Genomic DNA, 25,876 nt, shown 5'->3' with positions numbered 1-25,876 from the left:
ACCCCCGCCGCCCCACCACGGGGCGGCTTCCGCCAGGATGTTCGCTACGCATAAACGTCCTGTGAGGGGAAGCAGTAGATGAGCTACAACCAGCCGGGTCCGTACGGGGGCCAGCAGCCTCAGCAGCCCGGGCCCTACGGCCAGCAGCCCGGCCCGTACGGGCAGCCGCAGGGTCAGCCCGGTTACGGCTACCCCCAGCAGGCCCCCCAGGGCGTGCCGCCGCAGCAGCAGCCGTACGGCTACCCGCAGCAGCAGCCGAACCCGTACGGCCAGCAGCCGCAGTACGGCGCCCCCCAGGGGCCCGGCGGCTACGTGCCCCACCCGCCGGCCCCCAAGAAGTCCAAGACCCCGATCATCATCGGCGCGGTCGCCGTCGTCGCGGCGATCGCGGTCGGCGCGTACTTCCTGATCGGCGGCGGTGGCGGCGCGTCCGTCGCGAACGACGGGCCGCACAAGCTGGTGACGCCGGAGACGGTGCTGACCGAGTACAAGAAGGACGCCTCCAGCGGGGGCGGCTCGGGCAACGACGACGTCGTCAAGGACGCCGCGAAGTACGGGGTCAAGAACCCCCAGGAGGTCAACGGCTCCTGGAAGGTCGAGGACAAGGCGAACCCGCTCGCCGGCAAGATGCTCCAGTTCGGCGGCGTGTACGGCGAGATCGAGGACCCGGAGAAGACCGTCGACGCCATCTTCGCCAACATGAAGGCCGAGGCCCAGGCGGAGAAGGACGAGAAGGAGAAGGGCGAGCTGGTCGGCGAGCCCAAGGCGTACACCCCCGAGGGCCTCGACGGCGCCGTGCTGAAGTGCCAGGAGGTCAAGGCCCCGACGGGTGCCGAGTCCGGCGGCCTCGGCCCCAAGGAACTGACGATGCCCGTCTGCCTCTGGGGCGACCACAGCACCGTCGGCTACGTGATGCACTTCAACCTGGCCGACCTGATGACCGGCAAGGCCGGCACGGCCGAGGAGGTCGCCGCGATCGCCGCCAAGCTCCGCAAGGAGGTCCGCGTCAAGATCTGACGCACCGGACCCACGCGAAGGGGCGCCCCGCCGGATTCCGGTGGGGCGCCCCTTCGGCGTCGGTACGGGTTACGCCGACTTCTCGTGGCGGCCGTCGTTCTTGACGATCCGGGGGACGAGGGTCGGGTTCACGTTGTTGCGGACGACGTCCGCGGTGATGACGACGCGGGCCACGTCCTTGCGGGAGGGGACCTCGTACATCACCGACTGGAGGACCTCCTCCATGATGGCGCGCAGGCCGCGCGCGCCGGTGCCGCGGAGGATGGCCTGGTCCGCGATGGCCTCCAGGGCCGGACGGTCGAAGTCCAGCTCGACGCCGTCGAGTTCGAAGAGGCGCTGGTACTGCTTCACCAGCGCGTTGCGCGGCTCGACGAGGATCTTGAGGAGGGCCTCGCGGTCGAGGTTGTGGACCGAGGTGATGACGGGGAGACGGCCGATGAACTCGGGGATCATCCCGAACTTCACCAGGTCCTCCGGCATGACCTCCTGGAACTGGTCGCTCGCCTCGATCTCGCGCTTGGAGCGGATGGTCGCCCCGAAGCCGATGCCCTTGGCGCCCGCCCGCGACTCGATGATCTTCTCCAGGCCGGCGAAGGCGCCGCCCACGATGAAGAGCACGTTCGTCGTGTCGATCTGGATGAACTCCTGGTGCGGGTGCTTCCGGCCGCCCTGCGGCGGGACCGAGGCCGTGGTGCCCTCCAGGATCTTCAGGAGGGCCTGCTGCACGCCCTCGCCGGAGACGTCTCGCGTGATCGACGGGTTTTCGCTCTTACGGGCGACCTTGTCGATCTCGTCGATGTAGATGATGCCGGTCTCGGCCTTCTTGACGTCGTAGTCCGCGGCCTGGATCAGCTTGAGCAGGATGTTCTCGACGTCCTCGCCGACGTAGCCGGCCTCCGTCAGCGCCGTCGCGTCGGCGATGGCGAAGGGGACGTTGAGCATCCGGGCCAGGGTCTGGGCCAGGAGCGTCTTGCCGGAGCCCGTGGGGCCCAGCAGCAGGATGTTGGACTTGGCCAGTTCGATGGCGTCGTCACGGCCCTGCGCGCCGCCGTTCTCGCCGGCCTGAACGCGCTTGTAGTGGTTGTACACAGCGACCGAGAGGGCCTTCTTCGCCGGCTCCTGGCCGACGACGTACCCCTCCAGGAACTCGTAGATCTCGCGGGGCTTGGGGAGTTCCTCCCAGCGCACCTCGCTCGTCTCCGCGAGTTCCTCTTCGATGATCTCGTTGCAGAGGTCGATGCACTCGTCGCAGATGTACACACCGGGTCCCGCGATGAGCTTCTTCACCTGCTTCTGGCTCTTTCCACAGAACGAGCACTTGAGCAGGTCGCCGCCATCACCGATGCGTGCCACGAGGTGCTTCCCCTTCGCCTGGGAGCGCTTGGTTCAGCGACTCCTGGTGCCTCATATTCGACGGTACCTTGCCGGGCCCCCCGTTCGGGCCCCCCTTGGCACGGTTCACATGGTCGCGATTCGGCCACGCGCTCCGTGCCACGGGAAGGTCGGGCGTCAGTGCGCCGCGGCGGCCGTGCTCTTGCGGGTCGAGACGATCTGGTCGACCAGGCCGTACGCGAGGGCGTCCTCGGCCGTGAGGATCTTGTCGCGCTCGATGTCCTCGCGGATCTTCTCGATCGGCGTGGTGGAGTGCTTGGCCAGCATGGTCTCCAGCTGGTCGCGCATCCGCAGGATCTCCTTGGCCGCGATCTCCAGGTCGGAGAGCTGCTCGCGGCCGGTGCCGCCGGAGGGCTGGTGGATCAGCACGCGGGCGTTCGGCAGGGCCATCCGCTTGCCGGGGGTGCCGGCGGCGAGCAGCACGGCCGCGGCGGAGGCCGCCTGGCCCATGCAGACCGTCTGGATGTCCGGCTTCACGAACTGCATCGTGTCGTAGATGGCCGTGAGCGCGGTGAAGGAGCCACCGGGGCTGTTGATGTAGATGGAGATGTCGCGGTCCGGGTCCATCGACTCCAGGCACAGCAGCTGCGCCATGACGTCGTTGGCGGAGGCGTCGTCGATCTGCACGCCGAGGAAGATCACGCGCTCCTCGAAGAGCTTCGCGTACGGGTCGTACTCGCGGATGCCCTGCGAGGTGCGCTCGACGAAGCGCGGGACGACGTAGCGGTTGTCCATCGGCGCGCCGGTGTAGAGGCCGCTCGGGGAGAGGTTGTTCTGCATCTGGGTGTTCACCGTCCTGGTGGCGTTCGGCGGGGGGCTGGGGCTCTTCGGGGGGCTGCCGGCGCTCAGGCGCCCGTGCCGCCGCCGCCCGGAACACCCGCGGCGTGCGTGATGATGTCGTCGATGAGGCCGTAGTCCTTGGCCTCCTCCGCGGTGAACCAGCGGTCGCGGTCGCCGTCGCGGATGATCGCCTCGACGGTCTGGCCGGAGTGGTGCGCGGTGATCTCGGCCATGCGCTTCTTCGTGCGAAGGAGGTACTCGGCCTGGATCTTGATGTCGGAGGCCGTGCCGCCGATGCCGGCGGAGCCCTGGTGCATCAGGATGTCGGTGTTCGGCAGCGCGAAGCGCTTGCCGGGGGTGCCGCCGGTGAGCAGGAACTGGCCCATCGAGGCCGCCATGCCCATACCGATGGTCACGACGTCGTTGGGGATGTACTGCATGGTGTCGTAGACGGCCATGCCGGCCGTCACGGAGCCACCGGGGCTGTTGATGTAGAGGAAGATGTCCTTGTCCGGGTCTGCGGCCAGGAGGAGCATCTGGGCGGTGATCTTGTTGGCGATCTCGTCGTCGACCTGCTGGCCGAGGAAGATGATGCGCTCGCCGAGCAGCCGGTTGTAGACATGGTCGCCGAGGCCGCCACCGATGGACGGCTCACCCGCGGCGTAAGGCTTCAGATTCGTCACGTATCCACCTGCTCGTCTCCGACGGCCCCGGGCCGTCTCAGCGTCTCGTTCAGAGGGCAGTGCCCCCGTATCCATGGACCCTAACGCGCAGGTGGGACAACGCCATCCCGGTTCCCGAACTGTTCGCTGGGAGCGCAAGGTAGTTGGCGGCGCATAAAAGGTCCGCGTACGTCCACGGGCCCGGCCGCACAGCAGTGCGTCCGGGCCCGTGGCGCGATACGGAGCGCGCGGGGCGCGGGCCCCGGCGTCGGCCTGGTGGGGCCTACTTCTCCTCGGCGACCTCGGCCTCGCCGGTGACGGCCTCGACCGCCTCGGCGGCGGCCTCGACCTCGTCCTCGTCGTCGGAGAGGTCGACGACCTCGCCGTTGGTGTCGACGACCTTGGCGGCCTCGACGACGACCGCGAGGGCCTTGCCGCGGGCGACCTCGCCGACCAGCATCGGCACCTGGCCGCCCTGGACGACGGCCTGGGCGAACTGGTCGGGGGACATGCCGGAGGAGGCGGCACGGCGGAAGAGGTGCTCGGTGAGCTCCTCCTGCTCGACGTTCAGCTCCTCCTTGGAGACCAGCTCGTCGAGGAGGAACTGGGTCTTGATGCCCTTGACCGCCTGCTCCTTGGTCTCGGTCTCGAACTCCTCGACCGTCTTGCCCTGGAGCTCCAGGTACTTCTCAAGGCTCAGGCCCATCTGGCCGAGCTGGTGGTGCTCCAGGTTGTGCTTGCGGGTGTTGACCTCGTCCTCGAGCAGCTTCTCGGGGACGGGGATCTCCGCCAGCTCCAGGAACTTCTCCAGGACGCGCTCCTGGGCCTGGGTGGCCTGGTCGAACTGCTTCATGTTCTCGAGGCGCTTGCGGCTGTCGGCCTTGAGCTCGTCGAGGGTGTCGAACTCCGACGCCATCTGCGCGAACTCGTCGTCCAGCTCGGGGAGCTCGCGGGCGGCGACGGCGGTGACCTTGACGGTGACCTCGGCCTCCTTGCCCGCGGCCGAGCCGCCCTTCAGCTCGGAGGTGAAGGTGGCCTCGCCACCGGCCTCCAGGCCGGTGACGGCGGCGTCGATGCCGTCGAGCAGCTCGCCGGAGCCGATGGTGTACGAGACGCCGTCGGCGATGCCGTCGGGCAGCACCTCGCCCTCGACCTTGGCGGTCAGGTCGACGGTGACGACGTCGCCCTCGGCGGCGGCGCGCTCGACCGGGTTGGTCGACGCGAAGCGCTCGCGGAGCTGCTCCACGGACTTCTCGACGTCCTCGTCGGTGACCTCGATGGCGTCGACCTCGACCTCGATGCCGGAGTAGTCCGGGATCTCGATGGCCGGGCGGACGTCGACCTCGGCGGTGAAGGAGAGCAGCTCGCCGTCCTTCAGCTCCGTGATGTCGACCTCGGGCTGACCCAGCGGGTTGACCTCGGCCTCGTTCACGGCCTCGGTGTAGAACTTCGGGAGCGCGTCGTTGACGGCCTCCTCCAGCACGGCGCCGCGGCCGAACCGCTGGTCGATCACACGAGCCGGGATCTTGCCCTTGCGGAAGCCCTTGACCGTGACCTGCTGGTTGATCTTCTTGTACGCCGCGTCGAGGCTGTCCTTGAGCTCCTCGAAGGGCACCTCGACAGTGAGCCGAACCCGAGTCGGGTTCAGGGTCTCCACGGCGCTCTTCACGGTTCGGTCTCCTTGTGGCTGATTCCTGGATTCCGGCGGAGCCGCGCGGGGCGGTTCCGGCCGATGGGCCCGGTCAGAAAGACACACGGGCACGCAGCTTGCATAGTAACCGCACGTGGGATCAGGCCCACAACGTGATCAAGAACCCGCGAGGTCGGAGGCGCGGGGGATCATGCTGGTCGGGGTGGCGGGATTTGAACCCACGGCCTTCCGCTCCCAAAGCGGACGCGCTACCAAGCTGCGCCACACCCCGTCGGTGCGACACGTAGGGTACATGCACGGGGACGCTGCGACGCCCCCTCTTCCGAGGGACGTGCACGGACCGCTCCGGACCGGCTACGATGCTTTCCGTGCCGCGCTGGTTCCGACCTGCGGCGCGTTCCGTGCGGGCGTAGCTCAATGGTAGAGCCCTAGTCTTCCAAACTAGCTACGCGGGTTCGATTCCCGTCGCCCGCTCTGTGTACGGCTCCGGGCCCGGTTCCTCGTCGAGGGACTCGGGCCCGGAGCCGTTTCCGGGCCGTCCCGGTCAGAACCTGATGGCGCTGATCGTCTGGGATATCGAGTTCAGGAAGCGCTGGATGTCGTCCGCCATGCCCGTGAAGGCGAGGAAGAAGCCGAAGAGGACGGCGACGACGGCGGGGCCGGCCTTGAGGCTGCCCCCGCGGATCAGCACCACGAGGACGATCCCCAACAACAACACCGCGGAAAAAGAAATCGCCACGACTGCTCACACCCTCGGTCGGTCCCGCCTGGCCCCGGGGTGCGCTTCCGGACACCCCCTCGGTTCTATCGTGCCACCAACCCCGGTGCCCCCGGCGGGGGGTGACGAATCGTGGGACGCGCCACGGGCGCGAGAGGTTCAGGCCGGGCGGGAGATGAGGAGGAGGGCGCGGTCGTCGTTGACGTCCTTGGCGACCGCTTCGATCAGGTGCCAGGCGACGCCCTCGAATCCGGCGGAGACGCAGCGGTCGGCCTCGCCGGTGAGGCGGTCGATGCCCTCGGCGAGGTCGCGGTCGGCGGCCTCGACCAGGCCGTCGGTGAAGAGCATCAGGACGTCGCCGGGGCGCAGGCTGCCCTTGACCGGGTGGAACTCGGCGCCGTCGTAGACGCCGAGGAGGGGGCCGTCGCCGTCCTTCTCCTCCCAGCGGCCGGTGCCGGAGTGGAGCTGGAGCGCGGGCAGGTGGCCGGCGGAGAAGAGCTCGTAGTCGCCGGAGTCCAGGTCGAGGACGAGGTGGATGGAGGTGGCGAAGCCCTCGTCCCAGTTCTGCCGGAGCAGGTAGCCGTTGGCGGCCGGCAGGAAGCCGTGCGGGGGGAGCGAGCCGAGGAGGCCGCCGAAGGCGCCGGAGAGCAGCAGGGAGCGGGAGGCCGCGTCCATGCCCTTGCCGGAGACGTCGGTGAGGACGACCTCCAGGGTGCGGCCGCCGTGGGTGCGGGCGGCGACCACGAAGTCGCCGGAGAAGGACTGGCCGCCGGCCGGGCGGAGCGCCATCTCGCGGTGCCAGCCGCGCGGCAGCCGGGGCAGGGCGCTCTGCACCCGGAGCCGTTCGCGCAGGTCGAAGAGCATGGTGCCGCCGCGCCGCCAGGGCACTCCGACGCGGGCCCGGAACTGGGCGATGAGCAGGCCGAAGAGGCCGCAGGCGGCGACCACCAGGACGGTGCCGGGGGTGACGCGGGCGGGCCCCTCGCCGTACGGGCCGAGGATCACGGACTCGACGATCAGGCCGCCGGCGGCCGCCGCGTACAGGCCGAGGAGGCTGGCGGGGCGCAGCAGCAGTCCGCCGGCCACGATCGGCAGGACGAGGGCGGCGGGCGAGCACCAGATCGGGTCGAGGACGGTGCCGCAGACGATGGCGGGGATGGTGAGGAGGAGCCCGGCGAGGGCGAGGCGGTCGGAGGTGCCGCCGCGGAAGTAGTCGACGCCGGTCCGGCGCAGCGCGACGCGGGCCCGGTGGGCGCGTCGGCGCAGCCGGGCCGCGTACGTGTTCACTCCGTGGTGGGCCATTGGCCTGGACCCTATCGATCCGGGCCGCTCCCGTGCAGGGGTACCCCGGTGACAAGGTGCGTGAAATCGGGTCGCCCCGGGCGGGAGGCGCTGATATCGATGGCATATGACGACTGAACTGCGGGTGCTGGACCCTTCGGAGTGGGATCGCTGGTTCGCGATGCTGGAGCTCGCCTTCGGGGGCGTTCCGGAGGAACCCGAGGAGCGGGCGCTGTGGCGGGACCTGACCGAGTGCGAGCGGTCGCTGGCGGTGTGGGACGGCGGCGAGCGGCCGGTGGCGACGGCGGGGGCGTTCTCGTTCCGGCTGACCGTGCCGGGCGGGGCCTCGGTGCCGGCCGCGGGCGTCACGATGGTGAGTGTGGCCGGAACGCACCGGCGGCGGGGGATCCTGACCTCGATGATGCGCCGGCAGCTCGACGACGTACGGGCGCTGGGCGAACCGCTGGCCGTGCTGACCGCCTCGGAGGCGGCCATCTACGGGCGGTTCGGGTACGGGACGGCGAGCTGGACGCAGCGGGCCGTGATCGACACCACCCGGGTGCGGCTCTCCGTGCCGGCCGGGGCGGACGGGGTGGCGGTGCGGATGGTGCCGCTCGCGGAGTCCTCCGCGGCGACGGAGGCGGTGTACGCGCGGATGGTGCCGCGCCGGCCCGGGATGCTGGCCCGGCGGCCGGGCTGGGAGCGGCTGCCGCTGCTGGACCCGCCGGGGTCGCGGGAGGGCGCCTCGCCGAAGCTGTGCGTGCTGGCGGAGCGGGGCGGCGAGGTCGTGGGGCACGCCTACTACTCGATCAAGGCGGACTGGACCTGGGCCGGCGCGGACGGTGCGGTGACCGTGCACGAGCTGTACGGGCTCGATCCGGCGGCGGAGGGGGCGCTGTGGCGGTTCCTGTGCTCGGTCGACCTGACGTCGAAGGTGCGGGTGAACAGCGCGCCGGTGGACGCGGCGTGGCAGCACCTGGTCTCGGACGTGCGGCGGTGCGAACCGACGGTGCGGGAGGCGCTGTTCGCGCGGCTCGTGGACGTGGGGGCGGCGCTGGAGGCGCGGACGTACCGGGCGCCGGTGGACGTGGTGTTCGAGGTCGAGGACGACTTCTGCCCCTGGAACGCGGGGCGGTGGCGGCTGAGCGGCGACGCGAAGGGGGCTTCGTGCGCGAGGACCTCCGACGCCGCCGAACTCGCGCTTTCCGTAAGGGAGTTGGGTGCGGCCTATCTGGGCGGCACGTCCCTGGCGGCGCTGGCCCTGGCCGGGCGGGTCACCGAGCTGCGGGGCGGTGCGCTGGCGGAGGCGTCACTCGCGTTCGGTTCGGACGTCGCGCCCTGGCTGCCGCACGGGTTCTAGCGGCGGGCGGGCCCTAGGGCTGGCAGGTCGGGCACCAGAAGAGGTTCCGGGCCGCCAGGTCCGCCGTGCGGACCGCGGTGCCGCAGAGGTGGCAGGGGAGGTTCGCGCGGCGGTAGACGTAGACCTCGCCGCCGTGGTCGTCGACGCGCGGGGGGCGGCCCATGGCCTCGGGGGTGTGCTCGGGGCGGACCGTGTCGATGCGGTTCAGGCGGACGCCTTCGCGCATGAGGGCGCGGAGGTCGGTCCAGATCGCGGCCCACTCCCCCGGCGTGAGGTCCCTGCCCGCGCGGTACGGGTCGATGCCGTGGCGGAAGAGGACCTCGGCGCGGTAGACGTTGCCGACGCCGGCGATGACCTTCTGGTCCATGAGCAGGGCGGCGACCGTCGTGCGGGACTTCGAGATCCGGCGCCAGGCCGCGTCGGGGTCGTCGGCCTCGCGGAGCGGGTCCGGGCCGAGCCGGTCGTGTATCGCCCGCTTCTCGGCGTCGGTGATCAGCGCGCAGGTGGTGGGGCCGCGGAGGTCGACGTACGACTCCGGGTTCGCCAGGCGCAGGCGGACCGTGTCGGCGGGCGGCGGTGCGGGGGCGTCGCCGAAGCCCACCTTGCCGAAGAGGCCCAGGTGGATGTGGATCCACTGGTCGCGCGGGAAGCCGAGGAAGAGGTGCTTGCCGTGGGCCTCGGTGGTCTCCAGGACGGAGCCGTCGAGGAGGGCGGCGGAGTCGGAGAACTTGCCCTGGGGGCTGGAGACGCGCACGGGCCGGCCGCCGAACCGCTCGCGGTGGTCGGCGGCCAGCCGGTGGATGGTGTGCCCTTCGGGCATCAGGCGGTGGGCTCCTGCGGGTGGTGGGCCGGGATCGGGGGGAGCTCGCCGGTGGTCTCGTACGCGCTCAGCATCTCGATGCGGCGGGTGTGGCGCTCGTCGCCGGAGTACGGGGTGGAGAGGAAGATCTCGACGAACTTGGTCGCCTCCTCCTCGGTGTGCATGCGGGCGCCGACGGCGACGACGTTGGCGTTGTTGTGCTCGCGGCCGAGGGCGGCGGTCTGCTCGCTCCAGGCGAGGGCGGCACGGACGCCCTTGACCTTGTTCGCGGCGATCTGCTCGCCGTTGCCGGAACCGCCGATGACGATGCCGAGGCCGTCCGGATCGGCGGCGGCCTTCTCGGCGGCGCGCAGGCAGAACGGCGGGTAGTCGTCGAGGGCGTCGTAGATGTGGGGACCGCAGTCGACGGGCTCGTGGCCGTGGGCCTTCAGCCACTCCACGAGGTGGGTCTTGAGTTCGTAGCCGGCGTGGTCGGAACCGATGTAGACGCGCATGAACCGAGTGTGGCACGGCCGGGACGGGGCAGGCGTCAGCGGGGTCGGGACCTTGGTCCCGGCGGGTCACGGACCTTCGGCCCGCCTGGTCTGGACCTCATGGCCCGAGTATGTCCTGAATCACGATCCGGAATCAGACCTTCCGTACCGGCCGGTCGCCCGGTTTCATGGCTCCGGCTCGCGATCCGAGCCGCCCCCGCACCCGAAGGAAGCGTTCATGAACACGCAGCCGACCCTCGCCGAGGAAGGCAGCGGCACCGGTCACCCCGGTCAGACGCCGCCGTCCGACGGCCTCAAGGCCGGGCTCAAGAACCGCCATCTGTCGATGATCGCGATCGGCGGCGTCATCGGCGCCGGCCTGTTCGTCGGCTCCGGCTCCGGCATCGCCGCCGCCGGTCCCGCGATCCTCCTCTCGTACGCGCTCGTCGGCGCGATGGTCGTGTTCGTGATGCGGATGCTCGGCGAGATGGCCGCCGCGCGGCCCTCCTCGGGCTCCTTCTCCGCCTACGCCGACCAGGCGCTCGGCCGCTGGGCCGGCTTCACCATCGGCTGGCTGTACTGGTTCTTCTGGGTCGTCGTGCTGGCCGTCGAGGCGACCGCGGGCGCGGTCATCCTGGAGGGCTGGGTCCCGGCGGTGCCGCAGTGGGCGTGGGCGCTGATCGTGATGGTGGTGCTCACCGCTACCAACCTGGCCTCGGTGGCCTCGTACGGCGAGTTCGAGTTCTGGTTCGCCGGGATCAAGGTCGTCGCCATCGGCGCCTTCGTGGTGATCGGCCTGCTCGCGGTCTTCGGCGTGCTGCCGGGCTCGGACAACCCGGGCGCGGGCTTCGCGCACCTCACGGACGCGGGCGGGTTCATGCCGATGGGCGCGGGCGCGATCCTCACCGGTGTGCTGATGGTGGTCTTCTCCTTCATGGGCAGCGAGATCGTGACCCTCGCGGCCGGCGAGTCGGAGGACCCGCAGCGGGCCGTGACCAAGGCGACGAACAGCGTGATCTGGCGGATCGGCGTCTTCTACCTGGGCTCGATCTTCGTCGTCCTGACGCTGCTGCCGTGGAACGACCCGTCGATCGTCGAGAAGGGCTCGTACGTCGCCGCCCTCGACTCCATCGGCATCCCCGCGGCCGGCCAGATCATGAACGTGATCGTCCTGACCGCCGTGCTGTCCTGCCTGAACTCGGGCCTCTACACGGCCTCCCGGATGGCCTTCTCGCTCGGGCGGCGCGGGGACGCGCCGAAGGCCTTCGCCAAGGTCGACAAGCGGGGCGTGCCGAAGGCCGCGATCCTCTCCTCGGTCGTCTTCGGCTTCGTCGCGGTGTTCTTCAACTACCAGTGGCCGGACACCGTCTTCGCCTTCCTGCTGAACTCCTCCGGCGCGGTGGCGCTCTTCGTCTGGCTGGTCATCTGCGTGACCCAGCTGCGGATGCGCGGGATCATCCTGCGCGAGTCCCCGGAGAAGCTCGTCGTGCGGATGTGGCTCTTCCCGTACCTGACGTGGGCCACGATCGGCATGATCGTCTTCGTCCTCGGCTACATGATCTACGACGGTGGCGGCGCCCGGGAGCAGGTCGTGCTCTCGCTGCTGGTGGCCGCGCTGGTGCTGGCGATCGCGCTGGTCCGCGAGCGGGCCGGGAAGGCCGCCGAGCGCGTCTGACCGGGACGCGCGAAGGGGCCCGCCGCTCCGGCACGGAGCGGCGGGCCCCTTCGCGTACGGCCTCGCGGGGTCAGCCCTTGCGGCCGACGAGCTTCCAGGCGGCCGGGAGGGCGCCCATCGCGAGGGCGGCCTTGAGGGCGTCGCCGATGAGGAAGGGGGTCAGGCCGGCGGCGACCGCCTGGCCGAGGGTCATGCCGGTGGCGAGGGCGAGGTAGGGGACGCCGACCGCGTAGATGATCGCGGAGCCGAGGACCATGGTGCCGGCGGTGCGCAGGACCGAGCGGTCCGCGCCGCGGCGGGCCAGGGCGCCGACGACGGTGGCGGCGAGCAGCATGCCGAGGACGTAGCCGAAGGACGGCATCGCGTAGCCGGAGCTCGCCTGCGCGAACCACGGGACGCCCGCCATGCCGACGACGGCGTAGAGGGCGAGGGAGAGGAAGCCGCGGCGGGCGCCGAGGGCGGTGCCGACGAGCAGGGCGGCGAAGGTCTGGCCGGAGACCGGGACCGGGGAGCCCGGGACCGGGACGGCGAGCTGCGCGGCGAGACCGGTGAGGGCGGCTCCGCCGACGACGAGGACGGCGTCGCGGACGCGGCTCGCCGGGAGGAGGTCGGCCAGGACGGTGCCCGTACGGAGGGTGCGGACGGGGGCGGCGGCGGTGCTCATCGGTACTCCGCGGGGGTGAGGGTGTCGGGACAGGTTGACGCTATGCCAGGAGTGAACGCCCGATCACCGTCAGCCGCCGACAAAGCCACCGGCCGGGGCTTCATGGGGTTCCGACAAAGGACGGTGCGAGCGCCGGGCGCCACGTGACGCTTGTCACTGGGGAGTCGGTGCACAACGCCCCTTTTGCGTCAGGAGCGGGTCAGCGGAGAGACTGTGGGGTCTCCATAAAGACCTTCCCCGTGTGTCACTTCTCCCAGAGCGCGAGCCCCCCACCATGCGCGACGCAGCACCGCCGGCCCCCCTCACCGAACCCGAGCCGCTCTCCCACGGCCTGAAGCAGCGTCACCTGACGATGCTCGGGCTCGGCGGGGTGATCGGCGCGGGGCTCTTCGTCGGCTCGGGAGCGGGCATCGCGGTGGCGGGGCCCGGCATCGTGCTCTCGTACCTGATCGCGGGCGCGCTCGCGATGCTGGTGATGCGGATGCTGGGCGAGATGTCGGCGGCGATGCCGGCGTCCGGCGCGTTCTCGGTGCACGCGGAGCGGGCGCTGGGCCGCTGGGCCGGCTTCTCGGTGGGCTGGCTGTACTGGTTCCTGCTCGTCGTCGTCCTCGCCGTGGAGGCGACGGGCGCGGCGCGGATCGCGCACGGCTGGGTGCCGGGGGTGCCGCAGTGGGGCTGGGTGCTGCTCTTCATGGTCGTGTTCACCCTCGCCAACCTGACGGCGGTGAAGAACTTCGGCGAGTTCGAGTTCTGGTTCGCGGCGCTGAAGGTCGGCGCGATCGTCCTCTTCCTGGGCCTCGGGGCGCTGGCGATCGCCGGGTGGCTGCCCGACACGGATCCGGTGGGGCTCGCGAACCTGACGGGGCAGGGCGGTTTCCTGCCGAACGGCTGGTCCGGGGTGGTCTCCGGGGTGCTCGCCGTGGTCTTCGCCTTCGGCGGCCTGGAGGTCGTCACCATCGCCGCCGCCGAGTCGGAGGACCCGGCGCGCAACGTGGCGCGGGCGGTGCGCAGCGCCGTGTGGCGGATCCTCCTCTTCTACGTGGGCTCGATGCTGGTGATCGTGACCCTGCTGCCGTGGACGTCGATGGTGCCGGGCGAGTCGCCGTACGTGGCGGTGCTCGACGCGATCGGGGTGCCGGGGGCGGGACAGATCATGAACGTGGTGGTGTTCGTGGCGCTGCTGTCGGCGCTCAACGCCAATCTGTACGGCTCCTCCCGGATGGTCTTCTCGCTGGCCGAGCGCGGCGAGGCGCCGAAGGGGCTGCTGCGGGTGTCGGGCGGCGGGGTGCCGCGGCGGGCGGTGCTCGCCTCGGTGGCCTTCGGCTTCGTCTCCGTACTGCTCAATCTGAAGTGGCCGGATTCCGTCTTCCTCTACATGCTCAACGCGGTCGGCGCGGTGCTGCTCTTCGTGTGGGCGCTGATCGCGGTGTCGCAGCTGCGGCTGCGGCCGCGGATCGAGCGGGAGGCGCCCCGGACGCTGACGCTGCGAATGTGGGGCTTCCCGTGGCTGACGTGGACGGCGCTGGCGGCGATGGGCGCGGTGCTGGTCCTGATGCTGACCGACGACGCGGCGCGGCCGCAGGTGCTGTGGTCGGCGGGGGCGACGGCCGCGGTGCTGCTCGTGGCGTGGCTGCGGGAGGTCCGCGCCTCGCGGGGAAGCCGCACGTCCACGACGAAACGGAACTGAATCTTCACCTTGTGTGAAGGTGGTGACCGTATAGCGGACACCCGTTCCCTCTGAGCGGGGCGGGCACCCAGACTGTGGGCTCCCCTCCCCGTCTCAGCCTATGAACAGGGTTGCCCATGTCCCGGACCACCGCGCCCGCGCAGGCCGACCGCGAGGACGGCCAGGCCGCTCCCTCCGAGGGCCTCTCCCACGGCCTCAAGCAGCGCCACCTGTCGATGATCGCGCTCGGCGGCGTCATCGGCGCCGGCCTCTTCGTCGGCTCCGGCGCCGGCATCGCCGCCGCCGGTCCCTCGATCGTCATCGCGTACGCGATCTCCGGCGTGCTCGTCATGCTGGTGATGCGGATGCTCGGCGAGATGTCGGCGGCGAACCCCGCCTCCGGCTCCTTCTCGGTCCACGCCGAGCGCGCCTTCGGCCCGTGGGCCGGCTTCACCGCGGGCTGGGCCTTCTGGTTCCTGCTCTGCGTGGCCGTCGGCCTGGAGGGCATCGGCGCGGCGAACATCATGACGGGCTGGTTCCCGGGCACCCCCGAGTGGGCCTGGGTGGCGCTCTTCATGGTGGTCTTCTGCGGCACCAACCTGGCGGCGGTGAAGAACTTCGGCGAGTTCGAGTTCTGGTTCGCCGCGCTGAAGGTCGGCGCGATCGTCCTCTTCCTCGGCATCGGCGTGCTCGCCATCACCGGCCTGCTGCCCGGCACCGACGACGTCCCCGGCACCTCGAACCTCATCGGCGACCACGGCTTCTTCCCGCACGGCTCCGAGGGCCTGATCGTCGGCCTGCTCGCCTCCGTCTTCGCCTACGGCGGCCTGGAGACGGTCACCATCGCGGCGGCCGAGTCCGAGCACCCGGTGCAGGGCGTCGCCAAGGCGGTCCGCACGGCGATGTGGCGCATCGCGCTCTTCTACATCGGCTCGATGGCGGTCATCGTCACCCTCGTCCCCTGGGACGACCCGGCGGTCGTCGAGAAGGGCCCGTACGTCGCCACCCTCGACTTCCTGGGCATCCCCGCGGCCGGCCAGATCATGAACGTGGTCGTGCTGGTCGCCCTGCTCTCCGCGATGAACGCCAACATCTACGGCGCCTCCCGCATGGCCCGCTCGCTGATCGGCCGGGGCCAGGGCCCGCAGGCGCTCGGCCGGACCCACGGCGGCGTGCCGCGCCCGGCCGTCCTGCTCTCCTCGGTCGTCGGCTTCGGCGCCGTCCTGCTGAGCTACTGGTCGCCGGACAAGGCGTTCATCTGGCTGCTCAACACCATCGGCGCGATCATCCTCGTCGTCTGGTTCTTCATCGCCGCCTCCCAGCTGGTGCTGCGCCGCCGCACCGAGCGCGAGGAGCCGGAGAAGCTGGTCGTGCGTATGTGGGCCTTCCCGGTGCTGACGTGGGTGGCGCTGGCCGGCATGGCCGCGATCTTCTTCCTGATGGCCCGCGAGGAGGGCACGCGCGTCCAGCTGTACGCGACGGGCGCCCTCACTCTGGTCCTCGCCGCGACCGGCTTCGCCCTCCAGAAGTCCCGCGCGAAGGCGGCCGCGGCCCCGGCCGGGAAGGGCTGACCCTTCCCCGTCCCGCACGAAGCCCCGCCGGCCCGGCCGGCGGGGCTTTCGCGTGCGCGCGGACGCGCGGCGGGCCTAGGTCGAAGGGCTGATCAACTTCTTCCGCAGGTGCTGCTAGCCTGCACTTGCATATAGGTTGCAATAAGCAGCAGTCAGTCGAAGGGCTCGGCACACATGGCGATCTACACACTTCCGGAGCTGCCGTACGACTACGCGGCGCTGGAGCCGGTGATCAACCCGCAGATCATCGAGCTGCACCACGACAAGCACCACGCCGCGTACGTCAAGGGTGCGAACGACACCCTGGAGCAGCTGGAGGAGGCGCGCGACAAGGACCAGTGGGGGGCGGTCAACGGCCTGGAGAAGAACCTGGCCTTCCACCTCTCCGGCCACATCCTCCACTCCATCTACTGGAACAACATGGCGAGCCCGAAGGGCGGCGAGGGCGGCGGCGAGCCGCTGGCGGCCGACGGCGTGGGCGAGCTCGCCGACGCGATCACCGAGTCCTTCGGCTCCTTCGCCAAGTTCAAGGCCCAGCTGACCAAGGCCTCGGCGACCACCCAGGGCTCCGGCTGGGGCGTCCTCGCCTACGAGCCGGTCAGCGGCCGCCTCATCGTCGAGCAGGTCTACGACCACCAGGGCAACGTCGGCCAGGGCTCCGTCCCGGTCCTCGTCTTCGACGCCTGGGAGCACGCCTTCTACCTCCAGTACAAGAACCAGAAGGTCGACTTCATCGAGGCCATGTGGCAGGTCGTCAACTGGCAGGACGTGAACAAGCGCTACCGGGCCGCGAAGGCCAGCGTTCCGCTGATCTCGTTCTGACCCGCCCGACGGCCCCCGGTCGTCCTGCTCGTGATCGTCTTCTCAGCCTTCACCCGCAGGCGGATCAAAGAAGAACCCCCGCGATGACGTGAATCGCGGGGGTTCTTCCATGCCGGGCGGGAGCGCCTACTCGAAGCTGGGCGCCGCCGTCCGGGTGCGCTTGATCTCGTAGAAGCCCGGGGTCGACGCCACCAGCAGGGTGCCGTCCCACAGCCGGGCCGCCGCCTCGCCGCGCGGGGTCGGGGTGACGACCGGGCCGAAGAAGGCGACCTCGTCGCCGTCCGGGCCGGGCACCGCGATGACCGGGGTGCCGACGTCCTGGCCGACCTTCCCGATGCCCTCCGCGTGGGAGGCGCGCAGCTCGGTGTCGTAGGTGTCCTTGTCGGCGTACTCCACCAGGTCCTCGGGGAGGCCGACGTCCCGCAGGGCGGCGGCGATCGCCTCGCGGGTGGGGCCCTCGCCGTCGTTGTGGAAGCGGGTGCCGAGCGCGGTGTAGAGCTTGCCGACGACCTCGTCGCCGTGCAGCTGCTGGGCCGCCACGACCACGCGGACCGGGCCCCACGCCTTGGTCTCCAGCATGTCCCGGTACTCCTCCGGGAGCTCGTCCAGCCGGTTCTCGTTCAGGACCGCGAGGCTCATCACCTTCCAGCGGACGTCCACCGGACGGACCCGCTCCACCTCCAGCATCCACCGGGAGGTCATCCAGGCCCAGGGGCACAGCGGGTCGAAGAAGAACTCTGCGGTGGTCCTGCTCTCGGACATGTGACTCCTCGGGGTGATCGGTCGGGGTGCGCCGACATGGCGCAACGCCGGAGGGGCGCGTCGGCATTCCCGTGCGCCGGGTGAAAGGTGCGCATGGGAGGATCGGTGCTGTTTCGAACACGCCACGAAGGAGTGACCGTGCCCGGTGAGAACCTGTCCCGCGACGAGGCCCGTGAGCGGGCCGCGCTGCTGTCCGTCGACGGCTACGAGGTCGCCCTCGACCTCCGCTCGGCGGTCGGCGAGTCCACGGAGGCGGTACGCACCTTCCGCTCGGTGACGACGATCCGCTTCCGCCGTACGGGCGAGGGCGACGCGACCTTCGTGGACCTGATCGCCCCGTCGGTCACCTCCGTCACCCTCAACGGGCGCGCCCTGGACCCGGCGGCCGTCTTCGACGGGGCCCGGATCGCCCTGGACGGCCTGGCCGACGAGAACGTGCTGGTCGTCGACGCCCAGTGCGCGTACAGCCGCACCGGCGAGGGCATGCACCGCTTCGTCGACCCCGAGGACGGCGAGGTGTACCTGTACACCCAGTACGAGCCGGCCGACGCCCGCCGCGTGTACGCCGACTTCGAGCAGCCCGACCTCAAGGCGCCGTACCGCTTCGAGGTGACCGCGCCCGACGGGTGGACGGTGTGGAGCAACGGCGCCGGCGAGCTGGGCGCCGACGGCGTGTGGCGCTTCGCCGAGACCGAGCCGATCTCCACGTACATCACCTGCGTGGTGGCCGGCCCCTACCACTACGTCACCGACACCTACCGGCGCGGCGACGTCGAGATCCCGCTCGGCGCGATGTGCCGCAAGGGGCTCGCGAAGCACTTCGACGCGGACGACGTCTTCCTGATCACCAAGCAGGGCTTCGACTTCTTCCACGACAACTTCGACTTCCCGTACCCCTTCGGCAAGTACGACCAGGCCTTCGTGCCCGAGTACAACCTCGGCGCCATGGAGAACCCGGGCATGGTCACCTTCACGGAGGAGTACATCTACCGGGGCAAGGTCACGCGGGCGGCGTACGAGCGGCGCGCCAACACGATCCTGCACGAGATGGCCCACATGTGGTTCGGCGACCTCGTCACCATGGTGTGGTGGGACGACCTGTGGCTGAAGGAGTCCTTCGCCGACTTCATGGGCTCCTTCTCGCTCGCCGAGGCCACCCGCTTCACCGACAGCTGGGTCACCTTCGCCAACAACCGCAAGGCCTGGGCCTACCGCGCCGACCAGCTGCCGTCCACCCACCCGGTCACGGCCGACATCCGTGACCTGGAGGACGCCAAGCTGAACTTCGACGGCATCACCTACGCCAAGGGCGCCTCCGTCCTCAAGCAGCTCGTCGCCTACGTGGGCCGGGACGCCTTCCTGGAGGGCGCGCGCCGCTACTTCAAGCGCCACGCCTACGGCAACACGCGCCTCGCCGACCTGCTCGCCGTCCTGGAGGAGACCTCCGGCCGGGACATGAAGGCCTGGTCGAAGTCCTGGCTCCAGACCTCCGGCGTCAACGTCCTCGCCCCCGAGGTGACCTACGACGCCGAGGGCCGGATCACCGAGCTCGCGGTCCTCCAGGAGGGCGGGGAGCCGCGCCCGCACCGGATCGCCGTGGGCCTCTACCGGCTCACCGACGGCGAACTCGTCCGGTACGCGCGCGTGGAGACCGACGTCGCCGGGACCCGGACGGCCGTCGAGGGGCTGGCCGGCAGCGAGAGGCCGGCCCTGATCCTCGTCAACGACGACGACCTCACCTACTGCAAGGTCCGCTTCGACGAGGGCTCCCTCGACACCCTCCGCGGCCACCTCGGCGCGATCACGGACCCGCTGGCCCGCGCGGTGTGCTGGTCGGCGCTGTGGAACCTGACCCGGGACGGGCTGATGCCGGCCCGCGACTTCGTCGCCGCCGTGCTCGCCTTCGCGGGCCGCGAGACCGACATCGGCGTCCTCCAGATGGTGCACGCCTGGGCGCAGACCGCCGTCACCCACTACGCCGCCCCCGGATGGCGCGAGGAGGGCGGGCGGCTGCTCGCCGAGGGCGGGCTGCGCGAGCTGCGGACCGCCGAGCCGGGCAGCGAGCACCAGCTGACCTGGGCGCGCTTCTTCGCCGCGGCCGCCTCCTCCGACGCCGACCTCCAGCTCCTGGAGGGGCTGCTGGCCGGCACCGCCCGGATCGACGGCCTCGACGTCGACCAGGAGCTGCGCTGGGCGCTGCTCTCCCCGCTCGCCGAGGCCGGCCGGGCCGACGAGGCGCGGATCGGCGAGGAGCTGGCCCGGGACGACACCGCGAGCGGCAAGCGCCACCAGGTGCGGCTGCTCGCCGCCCGCCCGTCGGCGGCCGTCAAGGCGCAGGCTTGGGCGCAGGTCGTCGAGTCGGACACCCTGTCGAACGCCCTGGTCGGCGCGACCATCGCCGGTTTCGCGCAGCCCTCGCAGCGCGAGCTGACCGCGCCGTACGCGGAGAGGTACTTCGCGGTGATCGAGCGGATCTGGGCCGAGCGGTCGATCCAGATCGGCATGGACGTGGTGCGGGGCCTCTTCCCGGCGCACCAGGACCGGCCGGAGACCCTGGCGGCGACCGACGCCTGGCTGGCGGAGCACGCGGACGCGGCCCCGGCCCTGCGGCGCCTGGTCCTGGAGTCCCGCGACGACCTGGCCCGGGCGCTGCGGGCGCAGGAGTGCGACGCGCTGGAGGACTGAGCCGGCGCCGAGGGGGCCCGTCGCCGGCGGGCCCCCTCGGCGGTCGCGCGGAGTCCGGGGCCCCTCTCGGCAGTCGAACGCGCGTACTTTAGTGCGGGCTTGTCCGGGTTCGGCCACCGCCTTGTAACAGGCCGTTAGGACCGGGCCGGGGTGCGGAACACCCCCGGCATGAACCACAACACCCCCATCACCCCCCGCACCCGCCCCGCCTCCTCCCCCGCGGTCCCCACGCAACGGCTCGCTTCCACCGGCCAGTTGAGGGCCATGGGCGTGCCCGCCGCCGAGGTCGCCGGGCGGTCCGCGGCCGGCGGCGACTGGCAGCAGCTGCTGCCGGGCGTCTTCCTGCTCCGCCCCGGCGCGCCGACCAGCGACGACCGGCTGCGGGCCGCGCTGCTCTACGCCCGCCGGGACGGCGAGGCGCCGCCGTACGGCCCGGGCGCGATGCTCACCGGGCTCGCCGCGCTCGCCCTGCACGGCTTCTCCTCCGCGCCCCCGGCGCCCGCCCTGGAGCGGATCGACGTCCTCGTGGGCCGCACCCGGCGGCTGCGTTCGACCGGTTTCGTGCGGGTGGTGCGGGCGCCGGAGGCGCCGGAGCCGGTGGAGCTGGACGGGCTGCCGGTCGCGCCGGTCGCCCGGGCGCTCGCCGACGCCGTCTCGGGGCTGCACGACGCCGAGGCCGTCCGCCGGCTGCTGACCGAGGCGGTGCGCGGCGGCCACTGCGAACCCCCGGTGCTGGTACGCGAGTTGAGCCGGGCGCGGCTGCTGACCCGGGCGCACGTGGTGGACGCGGTGGACTCGCTCCTGGTGGAGGGGCGGGCGCTGTCGGAGGAGCGGCTGTACGAGATGGTGCGGGACTTCGGGCTGCCGGACCCGCTGTGGAACGTGGACCTGCGGCTGCCGGGCGGCCCGCACCTGGGCGGGGTGGACGCCTACTGGCCGGACCAGTCGGTGGCGGTGGAGCTGGACACGCGGGCGCCGCGGCAGGACGAGGACGCGCTCTGGTCCGAGTACACCCGCAAGCGGGAGCACCTGGAGCGGCTGGGCATCACGGTGGTCCACCTGACCCCGCGCAAGCTGCGCGAGGCGATGGACCAGCAGGCCACCGTGGTCCGTACGGCCCTGATGGCCGCGTCGGAGCGGCAGCCCGCCGCGTACGTCGTCGTCCTGCCCCGGTGAGGGCTACTTCACCGGCTTCGGCGCGGTGCCGCAGAACTCGGCGTCGATGACCGCCTGGGTGTCGCCGGTCCAGTCGGCGTTGATGTTGGCGGCGAGGGTGTGCCGGCCGTCGCGGGTGGTGTACGCCTCCGAGAGCGAGCCGTGGATGCCGCCGCCGTGGCCCCAGATCTCGGTGCCGCAGCTCAGCTTCTGCCAGGAGATGCCGAGGCCGTAGCGGAAGTCGGGGTGCTCGGCGGAGACCGGCACGGTGGCGGTGAGTTCGCGCATCTCGGTCTTCGGGAGGAGCCGGCCCTTGAGCAGGGCGCGGTAGAAGGTCTGGAGGTCGGCCGAGTCGGAGATCATCTCGCCGGCGGCGTGGGCGAGGGAGGGGTTGAGTTCGGTGACGTCGTGGACGGGGGCGGACTTCTCGGGGGCGAGGGTGGAGTAGGCGCGGCTGCTGGGCCGCGGGAGCTCGACCCGGGTGCCGGGGACGCTGGTGGCGCGGAGCTTGAGGGGCTTGATGATCCGGTTCTCGACGGCCTTGCCGTAGGGGCGGCCGGTGACCTCCTCGATGACCAGTCCGGCGAGGACGAAGTTGGTGTTGGAGTAGCGCCAGGAGGTGCCGGGGGCGAACTCGGGGGCGTGGCTCGTGGCGACGGCGACCAGGTCGCGCGGGTTCCAGGTGTCGTAGCGGTGCTCCAGGAAGCCCGGGCCGAAGACCTTCTGCTGGAAGCCGGGGTCCTCGGTGTAGCTGTAGACGCCGCTGGTGTGGTTGAGGAGCTGGCGGACGGTGATCTTCCGCCCGTCGTGGCCGTTGCCGCGGACGAGGCCCGGGAGCCACTTCTCGACCGGGTCGTCGAGGTCGATCCGGCCCTCGGCCTGGAGCTGGAGGAGGACGGTGGCGGTGAAGGTCTTGGTGATGGAGCCGACGCGGTAGCGGTCGTCGCCGCCGCGCTCGCCGGCGGTGCCGGTCCAGGCGCGGCCGTCGACGCGGGCCTGGGCGACGGCGCCGGGGACGCCCGCGTCGACGTTGGCCCGGAGGGCCGCCTGGGTGGCGGCGTGGTCCTTCTTCGCCGGGGCCGCGGGTGCCGCGGGGCCCGCCGCGAGGGCCGGGGCGGCGAGCGCGGTGACGGTGAGGCCGGCGGCGAGGGCCGCGGCGACGACGGTGCGGGCGGTGCGGGCGGATCGGGCGGTGCTCATGCGGGGTTCCCCTGCTTCCCTGGTCCGGTACTGCGGTCGGCGGGGAGGACCGGGGCGGGGCGGGGCGGGTTGAGCGGCGGCGTACCGGTTGAGCCCTTTTCAGCCGTTCGCCGGATCGGCGAGCCGGGAGCGGCCCACGGGGGGACGCTCCCGCCACAGGTCGAGCCCGATGTCGACCAGTTCGACCCGGGGCAGGGCGAGGACGGAGTCCAGCGGGTGCCAGGCCGCGAGGTCGGTGGAGCCGCCGGTCTCGTGGCGGAGCGCGCCGCCGGTGATCCGGGCCTCGTAGAGGATGCGGAGCCCCTGGAAGGAGCCCGCCGTGCCGAGCCTGGCGATCCAGCCGCGCATGATCGAGTCGACGCCGAGGAGGGCGGTCGGCTCGACGGTGTACCCGGTCTCCTCCTCGACCTCGCGGACGACGGTCCCGAGGGGTTCCTCCCCGTGGTCCATGCCGCCGCCGGGCAGCGTCCACCGCTTGGTGCCGTCCCTGGCGACCCAGCGGGCGAGCAGTATCTCCCGGTCCCGGACGACCACGGCGTAGGCCGCCACCCGCAGTTCCTGCTTCATGCCGAGCAGGCTAGGGCCTGGCGGGGCGGACGGGTCCCGGATGGCTAGATCCAGTACACCGGGTAGGTGCGGCGGGTGACGCGGGCGGAGAGGACGCCGACCGCGACGAGCAGCGCGCAGGAGGCGAGCAGCAGGCCGGTGAAGGTCCAGAACGGCGGGCCGCCGAGGGCGACGATCACCGCGGTGGCGGCGGCCGGGGAGTGCGGGGCGCGGGCGAGCGCCATCGTGCCCAGCGCGAGCCCGCCGGCGACGGCGGCGCTCCACGGGCCGGGTCCCGCCACGGCGAGGACGGCGAAGCCGGTGAGGGCCGAGAGGAGCTGGCCGCCGATCACCGAGCGGGGCTGGGAGAGCGGCAGGTCCGGGGCGGCCGCGACCAGCGCCATGCTCGCGGCGAGCGGCGGGATGAGCAGCGGGTGGTGCAGGACGGTGCCGAGGGCGACCAGCAGGAGCAGGGCGGCGGTGCTGGTGCCGGTGGCGGCGAGGACGGCCGGCGGGCGCGGGCGGGGCGGCGGGCCGGGACGCCGTACGGGGGCGGAAGCGGCCGCCCCGGCCTCGGCGGGGGCGGTCGCGGGCGCGGGCGGCGCGGGCACGGTGGCCTCGGGAGCCTGGGCGGCAGTGGTCACGGGTTCCTCGGGATCGTGGATCGGGAGTCCGCGTGCGGGCGGCGGGGTGCGGTGCGGGATTCACGGGGTGGTCGGGTTGGCCGGGGAGTACTCGGGCGCGGACCAGCGCAGGGGGCTGGCGGCCTGGGTCTCGACGACGCTGTCGACCCGGAAGCGGACGTACCGCTCCTCCAAATGGTATACCGTTTTCGCCCGGCCGCTGAGCTGGAGGGTCGTCCCCGTCTCCCAGTCCAGGAAGAGGAGGCCCGCCCTGCCGTCGGCCTCCAGGTTGCCGAGCGTGAGGAACATCGCGTTGCCGGGGTAGTCCCGCCAGAGCAGGCCACGGGGGCCCTCGGCCCGGACGAAGCCGGGGTTGCCGCCGCGGTGGCTGGCGTCGGCGCCGTCCGGTCCCGTGGTGGCGACGAAGAAGGTGTCGGCGGCGCGGACGGCGGCCAGCTGGGGCCCGGTGAGGGCCGTGCCCCTGCGGACCTCGGACGGTGTACCGGAACCGGCGGGGCCGGAGCCGTACAGCTCGCGCTTCTGGAGGTACTTCGGGCAGTTGGCGAAGACCTGCCCGGCCTCGATCAGGAGCCCTCGTGCGCCGGGCCGGGCGGTGCCGTTGAGGCGCATGCGGCGGCGGGTGCGGGGGTCAAGGGCGATGGTGCCGACGGGGGTCTCCCCGGTCAGGGCCTCCGCCAGGGGGTCGTGCGGGGCGAGCCCGCCCGCGATCGACACCGTGTGCGGGCCGGTCGCGCGGGCGAAGCCCGGCTCGCCGGTCAGCAGGCTCGCCCAGACGCGGCCGTCCGGGGCCGCCGCCCCCAGGACCAGCATGGGCTGGAGCTCCAGGAAGGCGGCGGCGACCGGGCGGATGCCGGGGTTGACGCTGGGCGCGATGTGGGCGGCGGCCCGCTGGACGCCGAGGCGTTCTTGTACGGCCAGGGAGCCGTGGTGGTACGCGGTCGTCATGGCGGACCTCCGGTGGAAGGGGCGGGCGCGCGGGGCGCCCCGGGCGGGTGGGGCGCGGCCTAGAAGAAGCCGCAGGTCGGGGCCGCGCCGTTCGGGGCCGGGGCGCCTTCCGCGCCCTTGGGGACGGAGATCTCCAGACGGGTGCCGTCGGGGTCGTGGAAGAAGATGCCGCCGGAGGCCGCGCCCTCGCGGTGGGCGACGACGCCGTCGTGGGCGAAGGTGACGCCCTGGGCCTTGAGGGCGGCCTCGGCCTCGCGGACCTTCTCGATGGACTCGGCCTCGAAGGCCAGGTGGTGCAGGCCGGCGCGGTGCGCGTCGTAGCCGTCCCCGGCCTGCTGCCAGAGGGCGACGGCGAGCCTGCCGCCCTGGCCGAGGAAGGCGTAGCGGCGGCCGTCGGCGTCGCCGGAGCCGATCACCTCGAAACCGAGGACCTCCCCGTAGAAGCGGAGCGAGCGGTCCAGGTCGGTGACGTTGATGCCGATGTGCGCCGTGTTCAGCGTGCCGATCGCGGACATGACGGTCCCCTCGTCTTCGGTCGCCCCCTTCGGGCTAACCGCTTAACTCGACTTTAGGGGTTAGAAGTGAGCATGCGCAACCGGTCTCGTACGCTTGAGGGGTTAGAACGTCCGGGGGATCGAGGAGGATGTCCTTCATGACCGTCACCGATCCACGGCCGCTGACCGGCGAACCCGTCTCCCTGGACCTGCTCAACACCCGCTGGATGAGCGAGGGCGAGCGCCAGGACCTCCTCGCCGACACCGAGGGGCTCGCGGTCTGGCTCGCGGCGAACGGCCTCGACGGCCGCTTCGCCGCCGACGAGGCCGCCCTCCGCCACGCCCGCACCGCCCGCGGGGCGCTGAAGGCGCTGGTCGACCGGCCCGGCGACCCGGACGCGGTCGCGCGGCTCGACGCCGTCCTGGAGCACGGCCGGATCCGCGCCGTGCTCACCGCCGAAGGACCCGGCGAGCGGGCCGAGTTCGCCGACCCGGCCTGGGGGCCGGCCTGGACGGCCGCCCGCGACTACCTGGACCTGCTGCGCACCGCCCCGGACCGGATCAGGATCTGCGCGCACGAGGCGTGCATCCTGCACTTCCTCGACACCTCGCGGAACGGCACCCGGCGCTGGCACTCGATGGCGACCTGCGGCAACCGCGCGAAGGCGTCCCGGCACTACGCCCGGACCAAGGAGACATGAGCCGCGAGCACCGGTCGAATCGCCCTCGTTGAGGGCGATTCGTCTTCCGTGGCGCATGGGGCGCGGTGGCGGATGTACGCCACTGACACAACCCGCCCTCCGCGAACTCTCCACAAAGCCCTGTCACTTACGAAAGGCTGAGCGGTCATCCGGTACCGGATTCCGGACCCTCTTCTTTCACAAACAGGGATG

At 71.9% G+C, this 25,876-nt stretch carries 24 protein-coding genes and 2 tRNA genes; 10 read left to right on the top strand and 16 right to left on the bottom strand.

The features are described from left to right. Positions 1-78: 78 nt before the first annotated feature. Positions 79-1,017 carry a hypothetical protein gene (locus ACF1ED_RS19625; RefSeq protein ID WP_391762049.1) on the top strand — a complete coding sequence of 313 codons (939 nt, stop codon included), beginning with the start codon at positions 79-81 and terminating at the stop codon, positions 1,015-1,017. A 69-nt stretch (positions 1,018-1,086) separates the two neighbouring features. Here ACF1ED_RS19625 and clpX read toward each other — a convergent pair whose 3' ends face one another. From clpX to ACF1ED_RS19600, 5 genes are all read right to left on the bottom strand, one after another. Then, entirely contained in the window at positions 1,087-2,370 is a 1,284-nt protein-coding gene (gene clpX / locus ACF1ED_RS19620) for an ATP-dependent Clp protease ATP-binding subunit ClpX (protein ID WP_030494070.1), read from the bottom strand. 156 nt (positions 2,371-2,526) lie between these two features. After that, positions 2,527-3,189, bottom strand: coding sequence for an ATP-dependent Clp protease proteolytic subunit (locus ACF1ED_RS19615; RefSeq protein ID WP_043221639.1), 663 nt, complete (start codon positions 3,187-3,189; stop codon positions 2,527-2,529). A 65-nt stretch (positions 3,190-3,254) separates the two neighbouring features. After that, entirely contained in the window at positions 3,255-3,872 is a 618-nt protein-coding gene (locus ACF1ED_RS19610) for an ATP-dependent Clp protease proteolytic subunit (protein ID WP_391762047.1), read from the bottom strand. Positions 3,873-4,134: 262 nt separating this feature from the next. Continuing rightward, complete coding sequence (tig, locus tag ACF1ED_RS19605; protein ID WP_391762045.1) at positions 4,135-5,520, bottom strand: trigger factor; 1,386 nt, start codon at positions 5,518-5,520, stop codon at positions 4,135-4,137. A gap of 176 nt (positions 5,521-5,696) precedes the next feature. Then, positions 5,697-5,773 (bottom strand) — tRNA-Pro (locus ACF1ED_RS19600). Between the two features lie 132 nt (positions 5,774-5,905). On the opposite strand from ACF1ED_RS19600, the gene ACF1ED_RS19595 reads away from it, so the two are divergent. Then, a tRNA-Gly gene (locus ACF1ED_RS19595) sits at positions 5,906-5,976 on the top strand. A 70-nt stretch (positions 5,977-6,046) separates the two neighbouring features. Here ACF1ED_RS19595 and ACF1ED_RS19590 read toward each other — a convergent pair. Both ACF1ED_RS19590 and ACF1ED_RS19585 read right to left on the bottom strand, forming a co-directional pair. Then, the gene (locus ACF1ED_RS19590; protein WP_351107208.1) at positions 6,047-6,241 is read right to left on the bottom strand and encodes a hypothetical protein; all 195 of its coding nucleotides are present in this window, start codon (positions 6,239-6,241) and stop codon (positions 6,047-6,049) included. Between the two features lie 138 nt (positions 6,242-6,379). Then, positions 6,380-7,522, bottom strand: a complete 1,143-nt coding sequence (locus ACF1ED_RS19585) for a PP2C family protein-serine/threonine phosphatase (protein WP_391762043.1) — start codon at positions 7,520-7,522, stop codon at positions 6,380-6,382. A gap of 106 nt (positions 7,523-7,628) precedes the next feature. Here ACF1ED_RS19585 and ACF1ED_RS19580 point away from each other — a divergent pair, with 106 nt between their 5' ends. Beyond that, positions 7,629-8,861: a GNAT family N-acetyltransferase gene (locus ACF1ED_RS19580; protein WP_391762041.1), complete on the top strand. Its 1,233-nt coding sequence runs from the start codon at positions 7,629-7,631 to the stop codon at positions 8,859-8,861. A gap of 13 nt (positions 8,862-8,874) precedes the next feature. Here the strand turns inward: ACF1ED_RS19580 and ACF1ED_RS19575 are convergent, their stop codons facing one another. Both ACF1ED_RS19575 and ACF1ED_RS19570 read right to left on the bottom strand, forming a co-directional pair. Next, positions 8,875-9,681, bottom strand: a complete 807-nt coding sequence (locus ACF1ED_RS19575; RefSeq protein ID WP_391762040.1) for an Fpg/Nei family DNA glycosylase — start codon at positions 9,679-9,681, stop codon at positions 8,875-8,877. Continuing rightward, complete coding sequence (locus ACF1ED_RS19570; RefSeq protein WP_391762038.1) at positions 9,681-10,175, bottom strand: ribose-5-phosphate isomerase; 495 nt, start codon at positions 10,173-10,175, stop codon at positions 9,681-9,683. Before ACF1ED_RS19570 ends, ACF1ED_RS19575 begins: the two co-directional genes overlap by 1 nt. A gap of 217 nt (positions 10,176-10,392) precedes the next feature. On the opposite strand from ACF1ED_RS19570, the gene ACF1ED_RS19565 reads away from it, so the two are divergent. Then, positions 10,393-11,829 carry an amino acid permease gene (locus tag ACF1ED_RS19565; protein ID WP_391762036.1) on the top strand — a complete coding sequence of 479 codons (1,437 nt, stop codon included), beginning with the start codon at positions 10,393-10,395 and terminating at the stop codon, positions 11,827-11,829. A 70-nt stretch (positions 11,830-11,899) separates the two neighbouring features. Here the strand turns inward: ACF1ED_RS19565 and ACF1ED_RS19560 are convergent, their stop codons facing one another. After that, positions 11,900-12,493: a biotin transporter BioY gene (locus tag ACF1ED_RS19560; RefSeq protein ID WP_391762034.1), complete on the bottom strand. Its 594-nt coding sequence runs from the start codon at positions 12,491-12,493 to the stop codon at positions 11,900-11,902. 274 nt (positions 12,494-12,767) lie between these two features. Here ACF1ED_RS19560 and ACF1ED_RS19555 point away from each other — a divergent pair, with 274 nt between their 5' ends. From ACF1ED_RS19555 to ACF1ED_RS19545, 3 genes are all read left to right on the top strand, one after another. Then, positions 12,768-14,180 (top strand): amino acid permease, encoded by a 1,413-nt coding sequence (locus tag ACF1ED_RS19555; protein ID WP_391762032.1) that lies wholly within the window; start codon positions 12,768-12,770, stop codon positions 14,178-14,180. Between the two features lie 116 nt (positions 14,181-14,296). Beyond that, positions 14,297-15,730, top strand: coding sequence for an amino acid permease (locus ACF1ED_RS19550; RefSeq protein WP_391762030.1), 1,434 nt, complete (start codon positions 14,297-14,299; stop codon positions 15,728-15,730). A 174-nt stretch (positions 15,731-15,904) separates the two neighbouring features. Then, positions 15,905-16,552, top strand: a complete 648-nt coding sequence (locus ACF1ED_RS19545; protein WP_391762028.1) for a superoxide dismutase — start codon at positions 15,905-15,907, stop codon at positions 16,550-16,552. 126 nt (positions 16,553-16,678) lie between these two features. Here the strand turns inward: ACF1ED_RS19545 and ACF1ED_RS19540 are convergent, their stop codons facing one another. Further along, entirely contained in the window at positions 16,679-17,314 is a 636-nt protein-coding gene (locus tag ACF1ED_RS19540) for a DsbA family protein (protein WP_043221591.1), read from the bottom strand. 138 nt (positions 17,315-17,452) lie between these two features. On the opposite strand from ACF1ED_RS19540, the gene pepN reads away from it, so the two are divergent. After that, positions 17,453-19,999, top strand: a complete 2,547-nt coding sequence (pepN, locus tag ACF1ED_RS19535; RefSeq protein ID WP_391762025.1) for an aminopeptidase N — start codon at positions 17,453-17,455, stop codon at positions 19,997-19,999. A 168-nt stretch (positions 20,000-20,167) separates the two neighbouring features. Then, positions 20,168-21,175: a hypothetical protein gene (locus tag ACF1ED_RS19530; RefSeq protein ID WP_391762023.1), complete on the top strand. Its 1,008-nt coding sequence runs from the start codon at positions 20,168-20,170 to the stop codon at positions 21,173-21,175. 3 nt (positions 21,176-21,178) lie between these two features. Here the strand turns inward: ACF1ED_RS19530 and ACF1ED_RS19525 are convergent, their stop codons facing one another. The 5 genes from ACF1ED_RS19525 to ACF1ED_RS19505 form a co-directional block, all read right to left on the bottom strand. Then, entirely contained in the window at positions 21,179-22,354 is a 1,176-nt protein-coding gene (locus ACF1ED_RS19525) for a serine hydrolase domain-containing protein (RefSeq protein ID WP_391762021.1), read from the bottom strand. 99 nt (positions 22,355-22,453) lie between these two features. Then, on the bottom strand, positions 22,454-22,921 hold the full coding sequence (locus ACF1ED_RS19520; RefSeq protein ID WP_391762019.1) for an NUDIX hydrolase: 468 nt from the start codon (positions 22,919-22,921) through the stop codon (positions 22,454-22,456). A 44-nt stretch (positions 22,922-22,965) separates the two neighbouring features. Then, positions 22,966-23,544 carry an HPP family protein gene (locus ACF1ED_RS19515; protein ID WP_391762017.1) on the bottom strand — a complete coding sequence of 193 codons (579 nt, stop codon included), beginning with the start codon at positions 23,542-23,544 and terminating at the stop codon, positions 22,966-22,968. Between the two features lie 60 nt (positions 23,545-23,604). Beyond that, on the bottom strand, positions 23,605-24,489 hold the full coding sequence (locus ACF1ED_RS19510) for a pyridoxamine 5'-phosphate oxidase family protein (protein WP_391762015.1): 885 nt from the start codon (positions 24,487-24,489) through the stop codon (positions 23,605-23,607). A 59-nt stretch (positions 24,490-24,548) separates the two neighbouring features. Beyond that, on the bottom strand, positions 24,549-25,004 hold the full coding sequence (locus ACF1ED_RS19505; protein WP_391762013.1) for a VOC family protein: 456 nt from the start codon (positions 25,002-25,004) through the stop codon (positions 24,549-24,551). A 137-nt stretch (positions 25,005-25,141) separates the two neighbouring features. Between ACF1ED_RS19505 and ACF1ED_RS19500 the strand changes: the two genes are divergently transcribed. Next, positions 25,142-25,684 (top strand): CGNR zinc finger domain-containing protein, encoded by a 543-nt coding sequence (locus ACF1ED_RS19500; RefSeq protein WP_391762011.1) that lies wholly within the window; start codon positions 25,142-25,144, stop codon positions 25,682-25,684. Positions 25,685-25,876 lie beyond the last annotated feature (192 nt).

It is taken from the genome of Streptomyces sp. NPDC014656 (assembly GCF_043084305.1).
In the GTDB taxonomy this organism is placed as follows: Bacteria; Actinomycetota; Actinomycetes; order Streptomycetales; family Streptomycetaceae; genus Streptomyces.
Note: the sequence above shows the minus strand (reverse complement) of the source record. Positions and strands in the feature narration are given on the sequence as shown.